Consider the following 13,144-nt stretch of genomic DNA (forward strand, 5'->3'; position numbering starts at 1 on the left):
GGTGCCTCTTTGTCAAATTATGCAACGCCAGGTGCCGGGCACCCAGAGTTGCAAAAAAAAGAGTGCACCAAATTGGTGCACTTAAAATCAAAGGTTTTTAAATTTATTTCTTTTTTATAGTTTCATAAGGGAGAATACATTGTAATCTTTGAGTTTCTCCCTTCCGTTAAGTCCTTCTAATTCAATAAGGAAGGAGATACCTACAACTTTTCCACCGAGCTTTTCCACAAGGTCTACTGTTGCTTTGGCAGTACCACCTGTTGCAAGAACATCATCCACTATAAGAACTCTCTCTCCCTTCTTTATGGCATCCTCGTGTATCTCAAGAATTGCCATTCCATACTCAAGTTCATACTCCTTTCTAACTGTCTTCCATGGAAGTTTTCCCGGTTTTCTAACTGGAACGAAACCAGCGCCGAGCTTGTACGCAATGGTGGATGCAAGGATAAAACCTCGTGCTTCAATACCTACAACCACATCAATTTTATCATCCTTATGATTCTCATAGATGCTATCAATGGCATACTTAAAAGCCTTGTAATCCCTTAAAAGGGGAGTAATGTCTCTGAATAAAATGCCCTTCTGTGGAAAATCTGGAATGTTTCTTATAAACTTTGTTAGATCCATGCTATTTTACCTCCTTTTCCCTTTCTTTTTCTTCTTTTTATTTTTCTTCTTTCTTCTTGTAGATTTTGTTTCTTTCTTTTGAACTACCTCCCCTGAACCAGTTCCAACTGCCACAGTGGCTGGTTGTGGAGTAATAACTTTCCCTGGCTTCTCCTCAATTTTGTGTTTGCTAAATCTATCCCATACAACAAGCAAGGGTGCCGCTATAAATATTGATGAATATGTACCAGAAAGTATTCCAAAGAGAAGGGTGAAGGAGAAGTCTCTTATTGTTACTCCACCAAAAAGAATAAGGGCAAGTATAGCAAGGAATGTGGTAAAGGAAGTATTAAATGAACGGGTGATGGATTGACATATACTCTTATTCACTATCTCAGCATAACTCATCTTTCCTTTAAGTATCCTCAAGTTTTCCCTTACTCTGTCAAGGACAACCACCGAGTCTTCCACAGAGTATGCTATTATGGCAAGGAGTGCACCAACAAATGGGCTGTTCAACTCCTGACCAATGAGGGCAAGGAGTCCAAGTGTTACAAGCACATCGTGGATTAAGGCAAGGACAGTGACAACTGCGAATCTAAACTGAAATCTCACCGTTATATATATGAATATGAAGAGTAAGCCTACTCCCAGTGCTATAGCACCATTCTTCTTTAGCTCATCTGAAATTGTTGGACCTATTGTTTCAACCCTTATACTCTCTCTGTCAAGTTTTCCAAATTTTTCCTCTAAAGAATCAAATATCTTCTCTCTTTCGTCTGCCTTAAGAGCTTTATTCGTCCTTACAATAAGTCTCCCATCCTGTGCAACCTGAATAACGGCATCCTCCAATCCAAAATCTTTAAGAATGTCTCTTGCAGTACTTACATCTGCAGGTTTCTCAAACTTTAAATCAAGTATTGTTCCACCTGTAAAGTCAAGTCCAAGGATAAGGGGAGAGCCCACTCTCACATAGTTTACAATCATACCTGCCACACCAATTAGAATAACTATGATAGATATGGTGAACCAGAGTTTCATTTTGGGAACTATTCGCAAGTTTAATACATCGAACTTCTTCATTTTTACTCTCCTTTAATATCCAAATATAGATTTATACTTTGCAAGAGATGTGGATGAGAATATGTCGATGAGGAGTCTTGTAACAAATATGGCTGAGAAGAAGGAGATAACAATTCCGAGACTCAAGGTTATTCCAAATCCCTTAATCAAACCTGTTCCAAACCAGATAATAGCTATTGCACCTGAAAGAGTTGTAATGTTGGAGTCAAATACAGTTCTAAAAGCTTTCCTGAATCCAAGGCTTATACTTGTCTTCAATGTCTTTCCACTTCTAATCTCTTCCTTTATCCTTTCAAAGATAATCACATTTGCATCCACCGCCATTCCAAGGGTTAAGACAATTCCTGCAATTGCTGGAAGTGAGAATGTTGCCTTTAGAAGTAGAAGAACTCCAAAGTCAAGGAGAAGGAATATTGTAAGGGCAACTGCTGCCAGAAATCCCATAAATCTATAGTAGATTGTCATATAAAGAGCAATCAAAATAAAGGCAAGAATTGCAGCTTTCTTACTCATCTCTATCATATCTTCTCCAAGGGATGGTCCAATAATCTCTGATGAGAGTATCTTAACCTTTAAAGGAAGGGAACCACCCTTAAGTAGAGCAACATACTCAGATGCCTTTTCTGGAGTAAAACCACCTTCTATAATCCCTTTTCCATCGGTAATTGGTTCCTTTACCACAGGATTCATGAGAAGATCCTCGTCAAGATATACAGCAATATGCTTTCCCACATTCTCCTTTGTAGCTTCTGCAAATTTCTTTGCTCCTTCAGAGGTAAGGGTAAACTGAATTACGGCTTCACCCTCATGTCCTGTTTCTCGTGATAGGGCAACCTTTACATCCTTTAAATCTGCTCCTGTAAGAATCACCTTCCCATCCTCTGTCTTAAACTGGAGAAGTGCCGTCTTTCCAATTAACTCCTCAGCCTTTGTTGGATCCTTCATACCCGGAATATCAACAATAATTCTTCTTGAATTTATTCCCCCTGCCCTTTGAACAACTGCTTCTGAAAGTCCAAGGGCATTAACTCTGTTTTCAATAACAGCTCTTGTGCTCTCCACAAGCTCTGGAGTTGCCTTTGCAGCTTCAGTATCCTCACATTCAAGCACTATGTGAACTCCCCCTTTTAAATCAAGACCAAGTATAGGCTCCTGGGTTTTAATAGCCCAGACAGCAACCGCAACAACTGCAATTAGAAGTAGAATCCTCCCGATATAACTCTTTAGTTTCATATCCTTTTCCTCCTTAAACCTTTAGACCTTACTAATTTTAGTTATTTTAAATCCAAAGTCAAGAACACAATATAAGTTTATCACCTAAAAGAAAATTTTAGATATTAAATAACAAAGGGGGCATTCGCCCCCTTCATTTAAGCTTCCTTCACCTTGATTATGGGACTCTTATTGGTCCACCCATTATGGCAAATTTCGTGAAGTGGTTTGCGTTTCCTACAACACAGTTTCTCTCTGCATTTACTCCGCTCTCCTGACAAAGTCTCCACATCCCCTGTTCAGGATCCCAGTAGTAAAGCCAGAGTGAACTTTCATTGGTAAGTCCCCATTCTTCAAGCTCTTTATCTGTGTAGTAAACCTCCACAGTTACTGGCCAAACAATCTCATCTTCAGGTATATCTGTTGATATATCCACACACTTTAAAAGCTTACGATCTCCTGAATTCCCGAGATTCTGAATACTAACAACACCTTTTGCATCTTCTTCTGTTTCTATAATAACTCTTGCATCAGCCATCTTCTTTCTTCCATCAACAATTGTTCTCTCGCCGCCAGAAACACTTTCAAGGTATGTTGGAGGACTTACAACAACAGAACAGAGTTCATAAAGCTCTATCTCATTCTTACCTGTCCTATTAACATAAGCTTTTCCAATATCACTCTCAGGGTCAACTTCAACAATTGGATACCATCCTCTCTTCCAGTTGTTTACCCAGTCATACACGCAATCTGACTGGAGTGTTAAACCTGCGCCAACTCCAGAAAGAATCTTGTTCTGGACTCTATTAAAGTTGTTCCCACCATAATCGCAGGCATCCATAACAAGGAGTCCCTTTCCTCCCTCAACAAAGTCCTTTATGGCATAAACATCATCCCATGGAAGGAGACTTGGGTCTCCACCATCATATCCAGAACCAAGTCTAAGCTGTGGAATGACAAGAATATCATAATCTTTAAGTAGATCCACTGTAATTGGTTCAGTGTTGTCTCCCACAACCTCATAACCCATATCTTTTAGGGCAGATATTAAATCTGATGAATCCTCTGTTGTAAATCTTGCATTGTATCCTTCATACCAAAGAATCTTCTTTGCCCCTTCAACCATCTTCTGGAACAGAATATCAAGAAATACATCATATTCACCTTTGACCCAGCCTCCATTCTCACATGACCATGCGGTGCCACTGGCAACTACCGTTCCTTTTCCAACCTTGCTTATACCAACTACAGGTGGAAAATCACCAGGGCCAAAATCGGTAACTGGAGCAGGTCCTGATACATCGTCTGGATCTGATGTTGCCTTTGCTCTAACAACTATCTGTGGTTCTGAAAGTTCCTTGTTTATTGTGAATTCATCTATAACATTTCCATTTACATCTATAGCCTGCATGTGAAGTGTTGTAGGTGTTACATCAAATACAGTGAAGTTATACTCTGCTATTGGTCCGCATGCATCATACCAGAGAGGGTAGTGCATGTAGAGTGGAGCTCCCCATCCACCAGAAACAATATGAACTGTTCCTTTATCAAAGGAAACATACTCCCCTGGATAAGAGCTAACATTCATGGGTTGAAGTCTCTCGTAAAGGTGGACATCGCCATTTAAAACTATATCAACATGATACTTATCAAGAAGTGGAAGGAAATACTCTGATGTTCCCTTGCCTCTTGGATCAAAGGCAGGTCTGTGGAAACCTACAAATTTCCATGTAACATCTTTTGCCTTGTTTAAGTCTTCGTCAGCCCATTCATACTGCTCACTATGAGGTCCTGTGTAGGTTTCGCTGTTAAGGGCAGTGAAATGAATGTATGGAGTTATATCCAATGAATACCAACTTTGAGGTTCAGGTAGCATGTTAAAGTACTGGAAGTAAAATTTTGCATCTTCTTTGGTCTTCATAAATTCATCCTTTGTTCCCACCTCATGATTTCCTAAAAATGGAATTATTGGAATTGTGTATCCCTCACTATCAATCCATGTCTCATCCATATGATTAAACCAATCATCCCAATGAGAAGCTCTAAATGGTTTTCTCACAAAATCTCCACAATGAATAACAAAATCTGGATCATAGGTAGCCATCAACTTTGAAATCTCATCCCTTCCCCATGGAAAATCGGTGGCTCCCTCTCTTGAATCACCACCAAAAACAAATCTTACATGATCGGGATTCTCAGGAAGTGTTTTAAATTTTCTCTCCTCCTCAAATCCTCCAGGACCACCACACACAAAGTAATATGTCTTTCCTGGTTCAAGTCCTGTGAGTTTTACATCGTGAATGTAACCTCCAAGATCATCAATGGTGTGATGGGTTCCTTCTGCTGAGTATGCGTAGAGTTCTGATGGATCGCCCTCCATTCCTTTTTTGGACTCTGTGTCGTAGTAAACCATGTCACCAGAATCTGGATTAAGGGTTTTCCAAGAGATAACGATGGTTGTGGAGAGATCATCGTTCCAGTAGAGATGAATTCCTGTTGGTGGATCATCGCCAAGAGGTGTAACAGGAAGACCCCTCATACCCATAACAGCAGGAGTTAGAAGAAGGAGAACAAGCACAGTGACAACAAAATACTTCCACTGTAATTTTTTCATCGGTCTTACCTCCTCATACTTTTATTTTTAACACCTTAATTTTAAAAAAAATTTTTAATTAGTCAATTTAAATTATTAGCATTGCGTCTCCGAAGGAGAAAAAGCGGTATCTTCTTTTAATAGCTTCCGTGTATGCCTTCATAATGTTTTCCCTTCCAGCAAAGGCAGAGACAAGAACAATAAGGGTTGTCTTGGGAAGATGAAAATTTGTAATTAATGCATCTACAACATTAAATTTAAAACCGGGTTTGATGAATAATTTTGTATAACCTCTAAAGGGTTTAATATCTCCTGAAAGTGCCGCTGTTTCAAGGGATCTTACCACTGTTGTTCCCACAGCAAAAACCCTCCCTCCTCTCTCTTTTGTTTCAATAATTTTTTCTACCACTTCGGGTGGAACCTCAATCCACTCCTCCTCCATTTTGTGATCCTCTATATTCTCGGTTCTTATGGGTCTAAAAGTCCCCAATCCAACATGAAGAGTTATGTAAAGTGTATTAATCCCCATACTCTTTATTTTTTCAAGGAGCCCCTCTGTAAAGTGGAGCCCTGCTGTAGGAGAGGCAAGGGAACCTTTTTTTTGAGCATAAACAGTTTGATAGTCCTCTTCCTTTATACCCATGGATTTTATATAAGGTGGAAGAGGGACATCTCCAACTCTATCAATAAAATTCATTACATCCACATTCCCTTCAAGCTCCACCACCCTCTTACCTTCAGGAAGAATCTCCTTTACCACTCCCACTGTCCCATCTTTAAAGACTATTCTCCTTCCAACTCTTGCCCTCTTTGCCTTTTTTACAATGACTTTCATCCACCCATCCCCTGCCTTTAAGAACAATCCATCAAATTTCCCACCTGTATCCATATATTTTCCAGTTATCTTTGCCCTTATAACCTTTGTGTTGTTTAAAACAAGAACATCTCCCTCTTTAAGATAGTGAACTATCTCATAAAAAATTTTATGTTCTATCTCTCCTGTATCCTTTCTTAAAACAAGAAGTTTTGCTTTATCCCTATCCTTTACAGGCTTCTGTGCAATGAGTTCCTCTGGAAGATGAAAATCAAAAAGTTCAGTCTTCATTTAGTTTCACCAACTCTGTTCCTTGATAAAAGTGGAATAAAATATCCTTGTAATTCCATCCCTTCTCAGCAAAGCCCTCTGCCCCCCACTGGCTCATTCCAACTCCATGACCCCACCCTTTTCCATCAAATTCAACTATATCCCATCTTCTTGGTGGAATTCCCTCTGTTCTATAGGTTTTCTCTTCATATGCTGCAAAGAATCCAACAAATTTATTCATTGTCCCTCTAAAAAATGGAGTCCTCTCAACCACAGAAAGAAAGGAGTGAACAAATGGAGTTTTGTATCTTTTAAATTTGAAGGTAAACCATGTACTTTTTAATCCAAAAAGATTTGAGAAGGTTGTACCTCTTAAATTCAATCTCCCAAATCTCCCTATAACTTCTATAAGGACAACCCGTGGTGAGACCCCTTTTTTTAAAATTTTAAATCCGAGCACCTCTCCAATGTAGGGAAGATTATTCTTTCCTATGTATTTTTTAATCACCATCTGCACTCTATAGTTTGTAACATACTTTTTCCAGCTAAAATGTGGAGACCTCTCCTCGTATGGACTCTCCACTCCCCTAAGATAGGGAACTGGAGGAGAATTCCAGACATTCTCATTGTTCTCTGTAAAACCACCTGATGTTGAATGATAAACTGCTGTAATAATCTTCCCACCATACATTAAAACCTCGCCTTCAGTTTCAGAGACAGCTTTATTTGTCTTTTCTGTCTCCTTGTCCATACCAAGATAGGCTTGGGTGTCAGGGGTCGATGTAACATCATATAGGTTGCTACTTCTCATTCTGGAAAGTACATATGTTCTGGATGCCACTGCCTGAGCTTTGAGTGCCTCTATGTTAAAACTCTCTGGCATCTCTGATGGAACAACGCCTTTAACATAGTCTTCAAGGGAGACTTTGTTTATAAAGTATATGGAGAAGGTGTGTTTTATAATATCAATCTCGCCTCTGTATTTAGCCCCATTTACCCTTACAAAGCCTCTATTTCCCTTTATGCAAGAAAATTCTCCGTCCAAACCCTTCCTCTCTATTTCAAAGGAAAGACTCCCATCATCTAAGGAGATAAAGAGACCAGAGACCTCTTTTTTCATAGAGAATGGTATTATGCTCTTGTACAACAATTTAAATACTTGAAGCTCCTCAAGTGAATTAAAACTTCCAATGTCCACATTAAACTTCCCTTCCCTTTTCAGTATGATAACCTTCTTTGATTTTATCTTCTCTCTAATGGAAAGTGCATAATTTAAGGCATCTTTAAAATTCACAAAGACACCAACCCTCAACCTTAGATCTTTCTTTTCCTCTCTCTCCTGATAGATAAAGGGAGAACTTAGAGGGAAGTTTTCTTTAAAGATAGAAACCGCTATTTCACCAGAGATTTCAACATAGGCTGGATCCTTGTAGAGTAAAACCTTCACCATTTTTTCACCTGCAAGCACATTTTCTGGGACAAACAGGAATGAAACTATTATAAAGACTATAAGAATCCTTTTCATTTTATAAGCTCCATAACCTTTGAGACGATGAGGGATAAAAGATGCTTGAACATACCCATGTTTTCTTGAGACCACCTCACAAAGTAGGAGGAGTTTATTGTTTTAACAATGCTTGAATCTGGGAGAAGTATCTTTAAAAAGAGATTTGAGTACAAAAATACAAGAAAGATGAGGATGGCAAGGTAAAGGGCTACACTAAATATTAAACCTAAACTTCTATCCAATGTTCCAAGAGCAGGAACCTTGTGTATTCCACCTGTAATCAGATTTTTAAAAATGGAGATAACGATCATAGAGACAAGGAAGAGTATTATAAATGAAATAGCTTCTCCAATGGTCACACCAAGAAGGGTAAGATAGGCATCATAGACTGTCTGATTTGGGCCAAAGGATGAGAGGAGCGGGATATTTCCCTTAAGAAAGTTTTTAAAGAACTGGGGAACAGGGAGGGTGGAGATGTAGAGTTTTAGATTATCTGGATCTGCTGAGATTATTTTTGTTTCAGGTGGAAGGTTTAAATGATTAGAGAGGTAGTTTTTAATGCTTGTAACCATGGAAAAATTTTTCTCAAGATAGACAGTAAGCTGGGGTGAGAATTTATAGGCAATGTAAATGGCAAGAAGGAATCCAACTATTGAGAGAACTGTCTTTAGTATCCCTCTTCTCCACCCAATAAAGGCTGCGTATATAAGGATAATTATTACTATTCCATCAACTATGTTCATGCTTTAATTATAGACCAGAATCTTTGGGTTTTGTTCAAATCCTGAATTTCGTTTTAAAGAGGGATCCTCTCTTAAGTTTTAGTTTTGCAGTAAGTATTCTATCTGAAGAGAATATCTTTGTAGCAACAATTATGCAGACAATGGAGAAGAGTGCCATGTAGAGAATACCAAAAATTACCATATTTATATTTCCAAATAAAAGGAATCTTGAGGCAAGGAATGGATGGGAAAATGGGATTAGAAAGAGAAGAATCTTTGCAACTAAAGAGAGGGAGGAAAAATCTGTAAAGAAGGAGAGTAGATAAGGTATGAGAAGGAGAACCATCAATGGTGTAAGGAGTGTCTGCGCAGTTTTAACATCCTCAGCATAAACAGCTAAAATTGTTGCAAGGGAAAGGGCAGAAAGAATTGCAAAGAAGAGGGAGATTCCAAGCAGAGTGTATGTCCCTGGAGTGAAGGTTAAACCAAGTTCTCTTAAGATATTTGATGAAACTGACATGCTTCCTCCAACGCCAGTCATCTGACCAATATAGTTCTTCATCCCATACATATAGAAAACTGACATGAGGAGCGCAACAAGACTTGCTCCAAGCATTTTGGATATAACAATGTATGTCCTCTTTATTGGAAGGGTAAGAAGTGTCTCAAGGGTCTTGTTCTCCTTTTCCATGGCAACTGCTGAGGCAATCATCTGGGCAGACATCATTATTACAAACATAAGTATTATGGGAATAAAAACATTCTGAGATGTAACTGCAGCTGAAATCATCTCTGGAGGTGCCTCCACCATTCTATCTTTTACAATTACAAAGTTTTTTGCCTCAACTGGTTTCTGTATAATATTTGGGTCCACATCCTTAAACCTCTCCTCTATGTATCTCTTTGATATATCCTCACTTATTGTGGAGATAAGAGCTTTTGTGGAGGTAGAACTTGATAATGCTGAAATACTAAAGCTCCTCATCACTGTATAGATGCCAATGTGTGTTTTTTTGTACCCTAAAACATTTTCCTTGAATCCCTCAGGAATAACAATTAATGTGTCTATACCTTTTTCTTTAGCCTCATCAAGTCCCTCTTGAACATCCACATCCTTTATAACCTCTGGGATTAAATTCACCCCTTTCATCAATTCAATCACCTCAGTAGAGAGAGTAGAGTTGTCATTATCTATTACAATAACCTCCTTTGGTTCCCTTACCTTTGCCGTCTCCCTTCCAACCATTTTTCCCATGACGGAGAAAAGAACAACCATTGTGACAAGGGAAATAAGCATCTGTGGAGTTAAAAGACTCTTAACCTCCTTCTTGAGAAGAACAAGAAACTTTCTCATTTCACCACCCCCATAAACACTTCCTCTATGTTTCTTGCATTGTATTTTTCCTTCAGTTCCTCTGGTTTACCCATCTCCAAAATCTCTCCTTTATCAATTAGGGCAATTCTGTCTGAGAGGAACTCCACCTCAAGCATGTTGTGAGAGGAGAGAAGAACTGTTACACCCTTTTTTGTAAAATCCCTTATAAGTTTTCTTATCTCAATAGAATTTATCACATCAAGTCCACTTGTTGGTTCATCAAGGATTGCAAGCTTTGGGAAAGTCATAAGGGCTCTTGCAAGAAGAAGTTTCCTCACCATACCTTTACTGTATGTGGAAATTTTATCCCCTATCCTTGGACCAAGACCTGCAATATCTAATGCCCTCTCAACAAACTCCTTAGCCTCTCTCTCATCCTTTGCATAGAGGGAAGCCATAAAGTTTATATAATCAAGTCCTGTAAGATTCTTGTATGCCCCAGCCTCTTCTGGTAGATAACTTATAATCTCCCTTACTTTATCTCCTTCCCTTCTAACATCATATCCAAAAACCTTTACCTCTCCCTCAGTTGGTGAAAGAAGTGTTGCAATAATCCTTAAGGTGGTTGTCTTTCCCGCACCATTGGGACCAATCAAGCCAAAGATTTCTCCTTCCTCTATGTTAAAACTGATCCCTTTCAACGCTCTTATGTTTCCATAATCCTTTACAAGGTTTTTTATCTCTACTGCAAACATTCTCACCTCCAGATGAAATTATAGCAAATTAGATAAGTTCCACTTTAAATAGATTCTCAAAGTTCCCTGTTGTTACTTCCATGAGTTTTTCAAGAGATATTTTCTTTATCTCTGCTATCTTTTTTGCAGTTATTATCATGAAGGATGGCTCATTCCTCTTTCCTCTTTTTCCTTGAGGTGGAAGGTAGGGTGAATCTGTTTCAACAAGAATTCTATCAAGGGGAGCGAATTTAACTGCCTCCCTAAGCTTTTCATTCTTTGGATATGTTAGAGGACCGCCTATACCAATATAAAAACCCATTCTTATTATCTCTCTCATTCTATCCACATTATGATTAAAGCAGTGAAAAACTCCCCTTATCTTTCCCCTGTATCTTCTTACAACATCAAGAACATCAAGAAATGCATCCCTTTCATGAATAACTATTGGGAGATTCATTGAAATGGCAAACTCTATTTGACTAACAAAAACCTTCTTTTGTATTTCTTTTGGTGAAAGATTCCTGAAATAGTCAAGTCCAATCTCTCCTATGGCAACAATCTTTTTGTTTTTCTCTATAAGCTTCTTAAAAAGGGAAAGGTCATCATAAGCAAACTCTTTTGCATCGTGGGGATGAAAACCGATGGAAGAGAAGATGAGGGGATTTTTCATAGAGAGGTCATTTGAGGATAATGAGGATGCTCTATCATAGGAAACATTTAGAAAATACTTTACACTAACATCGTTTGCCCTTTTTATCACATCCTCCCTGTCCTTATCAAAAACATCCATATTAAGGTGAACATGTGAATCAACAAAAAATCTCTTCATGCATAAAATTTTATCATAAAAAAGAAAAAGGGGCTTAAACTTAAGCCCCTTAACCTTATACCAATTTATGAGAATCTATCTTACAACTCCTGGGGATAAGAAGAATATGGATGTTGGAAGTTTCTTTCTCTGCTCTGGAGTGAGAAGATGCACTATGTTAATATACATATCCTTTCTTAAGGAGAGAACCTCATTTAGTTTTGCCTTTACATTTGATATGGAGTTTCTTAAAGCGACTTCATCAAGTGGATCCTTTGAGACAATCTCTTTTTCATTCTTTGCATTCTCCTTAAGCTCCTTTAGGATTTCTCTCTCATTCTCTGCCTCCGTCTTTATCATCTCAATGAAGCTATCCTTCTGTTCTTCTGTAAGTTCAAGTCTCTTTATGAGAGATCCTATCTTCCTTTTCATCCCAAACTTTGCCTTCTCTTTCTTTATAAGCTCCTTAAGGGTCTCCTTCTGTTCATCTGTTAGATTAAGTTTCTTTGCAAGAAATAGCCAATCTCTTATTCTGTTCCTTAACCTCTCCTCATAAGGATTCCTATTTCTTATGTATCTACCTGTAAGGAAACCAAGGGATGTAAGATACTTCTCCCTCTGCTCAGGTGTTAACACCTTTTCAATTTCAACAAAGGCATCCTCTCTCAAACCCATAATCTCGTTTATGTAAGAGATATTCTTGTCTATAAGATTTTCAAGCCCTGCCTCATCCAAAGTTTCTGCATCAAGAACAGCTCTTTCCTCATCTCTAACGGTTTTAATTTCATCAAGAACAGGTTTCACCTTATCCCTTAAATCCTCCATTATTCCCTTTATCTCTTCCTTCTGCTCATCTGTTAAATTTAAACCCTTGCCCTGAGGATTCTTGTCCATTTCATTGTAAGCGTAGATACCTCCTATTCCTAAAGAAATCACCAACCCTAAGATTATTAATCCTGTTAAAAGTTTTCTACTCATGCTTCACCTCCTTCGCCCATATATACACAAAAACCAAAACTTTGTTACACAATTATTTCAAGTGTGCTTCTAACTTTACAAACCCTTGAATGAATACATATTTCTTGGTATAAATTTAAAGGGAAGGCGGCATAGCCAAGTGGCTAAGGCGACGGTCTGCAAAACCGTTATGCGCCGGTTCGAATCCGGCTGCCGCCTCCAAAACAGGGCCGGAGTGGCGGAATAGGCAGACGCAAGGGACTTAAAATCCCTCGGGTGAATAGCCCGTGTGGGTTCGATTCCCACCTCCGGCACCACTTTTATACACATTTAAATTCTCAAAGGTGTAGTATATCTCCAGCCTTTCAGGGAAAACGACCACTTTTTTTATGAACAATTTCAATTTCTGAGGGTCTTCCTTGATTTTAAATAAATTTGATTTATAGTGCTTAGGGTTTTAAAATTGATTCTGAGGAGTAAGGCATGAAGAAAGATAGAGTTATTGGCGGGTTGGTGGGGG

The 13,144-nt window shown here is 38.6% G+C and carries 11 protein-coding genes and 2 tRNA genes; 2 read left to right on the forward strand and 11 right to left on the reverse strand.

Translation table 11 applies throughout. From position 1 onward, the window contains the following. Positions 1-114: 114 nt before the first annotated feature. The 11 genes from J7J33_00950 to J7J33_01000 all read right to left on the reverse strand — a co-directional run bounded on the left by J7J33_00950 (position 115) and on the right by J7J33_01000 (position 12,645). Positions 115-627 (reverse strand): adenine phosphoribosyltransferase, encoded by a 513-nt coding sequence (locus tag J7J33_00950; GenBank protein ID MCD6167863.1) that lies wholly within the window; start codon positions 625-627, stop codon positions 115-117. Positions 628-633: 6 nt separating this feature from the next. Continuing rightward, positions 634-1,689 carry a protein translocase subunit SecF gene (secF, locus tag J7J33_00955; protein MCD6167864.1) on the reverse strand — a complete coding sequence of 352 codons (1,056 nt, stop codon included), beginning with the start codon at positions 1,687-1,689 and terminating at the stop codon, positions 634-636. A gap of 12 nt (positions 1,690-1,701) precedes the next feature. Then, positions 1,702-2,922, reverse strand: a complete 1,221-nt coding sequence (secD, locus tag J7J33_00960) for a protein translocase subunit SecD (GenBank protein MCD6167865.1) — start codon at positions 2,920-2,922, stop codon at positions 1,702-1,704. 157 nt (positions 2,923-3,079) lie between these two features. After that, the gene (locus tag J7J33_00965) at positions 3,080-5,515 is read right to left on the reverse strand and encodes a fibronectin type III domain-containing protein (GenBank protein ID MCD6167866.1); all 2,436 of its coding nucleotides are present in this window, start codon (positions 5,513-5,515) and stop codon (positions 3,080-3,082) included. Positions 5,516-5,582: 67 nt separating this feature from the next. Then, complete coding sequence (gene queA, locus J7J33_00970) at positions 5,583-6,599, reverse strand: tRNA preQ1(34) S-adenosylmethionine ribosyltransferase-isomerase QueA (protein ID MCD6167867.1); 1,017 nt, start codon at positions 6,597-6,599, stop codon at positions 5,583-5,585. Then, positions 6,589-7,698: a SpoIID/LytB domain-containing protein gene (locus tag J7J33_00975; protein MCD6167868.1), complete on the reverse strand. Its 1,110-nt coding sequence runs from the start codon at positions 7,696-7,698 to the stop codon at positions 6,589-6,591. The genes queA and J7J33_00975 overlap by 11 nt, the downstream gene beginning before the upstream one ends. A gap of 401 nt (positions 7,699-8,099) precedes the next feature. Beyond that, positions 8,100-8,828: a CvpA family protein gene (locus J7J33_00980; GenBank protein ID MCD6167869.1), complete on the reverse strand. Its 729-nt coding sequence runs from the start codon at positions 8,826-8,828 to the stop codon at positions 8,100-8,102. Between the two features lie 34 nt (positions 8,829-8,862). Then, a complete protein-coding gene (locus tag J7J33_00985; protein ID MCD6167870.1) occupies positions 8,863-10,161 on the reverse strand; it encodes an ABC transporter permease in 1,299 nt (432 codons plus the stop codon). Next, complete coding sequence (locus J7J33_00990) at positions 10,158-10,877, reverse strand: ABC transporter ATP-binding protein (GenBank protein ID MCD6167871.1); 720 nt, start codon at positions 10,875-10,877, stop codon at positions 10,158-10,160. Before J7J33_00990 ends, J7J33_00985 begins: the two co-directional genes overlap by 4 nt. A 28-nt stretch (positions 10,878-10,905) precedes the next feature. Next, entirely contained in the window at positions 10,906-11,688 is a 783-nt protein-coding gene (locus J7J33_00995) for a TatD family hydrolase (GenBank protein MCD6167872.1), read from the reverse strand. A gap of 75 nt (positions 11,689-11,763) precedes the next feature. Then, positions 11,764-12,645, reverse strand: coding sequence for a Spy/CpxP family protein refolding chaperone (locus tag J7J33_01000; GenBank protein MCD6167873.1), 882 nt, complete (start codon positions 12,643-12,645; stop codon positions 11,764-11,766). A 125-nt stretch (positions 12,646-12,770) separates the two neighbouring features. On the opposite strand from J7J33_01000, the gene J7J33_01005 reads away from it, so the two are divergent. Continuing rightward, a tRNA-Cys gene (locus J7J33_01005) sits at positions 12,771-12,846 on the forward strand. A 7-nt stretch (positions 12,847-12,853) separates the two neighbouring features. Beyond that, positions 12,854-12,941 (forward strand) — tRNA-Leu (locus tag J7J33_01010). Positions 12,942-13,144 lie beyond the last annotated feature (203 nt).

The sequence above is a fragment of the Caldisericia bacterium genome (assembly GCA_021158845.1).
In the GTDB taxonomy this organism is placed as follows: Bacteria; Caldisericota; Caldisericia; order B22-G15; family B22-G15; genus B22-G15.

What these genes read in the sequence shown, in the direction of transcription:
- secD (MCD6167865.1), bottom strand. Translation starts at nt 2,922, where the DNA reads ATGAAACTAAAGAGTTATATCGGGAGGATTCTACTTCTAATTGCAGTT.
- J7J33_00975 (MCD6167868.1), bottom strand. Translation starts at nt 7,698, where the DNA reads ATGAAAAAAGAGGTCTCTGGTCTCTTTATCTCCTTAGATGATGGGAGT.
- J7J33_00985 (MCD6167870.1), bottom strand. Translation starts at nt 10,161, where the DNA reads ATGAGAAAGTTTCTTGTTCTTCTCAAGAAGGAGGTTAAGAGTCTTTTA.
- J7J33_00965 (MCD6167866.1), bottom strand. Translation starts at nt 5,515, where the DNA reads ATGAAAAAATTACAGTGGAAGTATTTTGTTGTCACTGTGCTTGTTCTC.
- J7J33_01000 (MCD6167873.1), bottom strand. Translation starts at nt 12,645, where the DNA reads ATGAGTAGAAAACTTTTAACAGGATTAATAATCTTAGGGTTGGTGATT.
- J7J33_00980 (MCD6167869.1), bottom strand. Translation starts at nt 8,828, where the DNA reads ATGAACATAGTTGATGGAATAGTAATAATTATCCTTATATACGCAGCC.
- J7J33_00995 (MCD6167872.1), bottom strand. Translation starts at nt 11,688, where the DNA reads ATGAAGAGATTTTTTGTTGATTCACATGTTCACCTTAATATGGATGTT.
- secF (MCD6167864.1), bottom strand. Translation starts at nt 1,689, where the DNA reads ATGAAGAAGTTCGATGTATTAAACTTGCGAATAGTTCCCAAAATGAAA.
- queA (MCD6167867.1), bottom strand. Translation starts at nt 6,599, where the DNA reads ATGAAGACTGAACTTTTTGATTTTCATCTTCCAGAGGAACTCATTGCA.
- J7J33_00950 (MCD6167863.1), bottom strand. Translation starts at nt 627, where the DNA reads ATGGATCTAACAAAGTTTATAAGAAACATTCCAGATTTTCCACAGAAG.
- J7J33_00990 (MCD6167871.1), bottom strand. Translation starts at nt 10,877, where the DNA reads ATGTTTGCAGTAGAGATAAAAAACCTTGTAAAGGATTATGGAAACATA.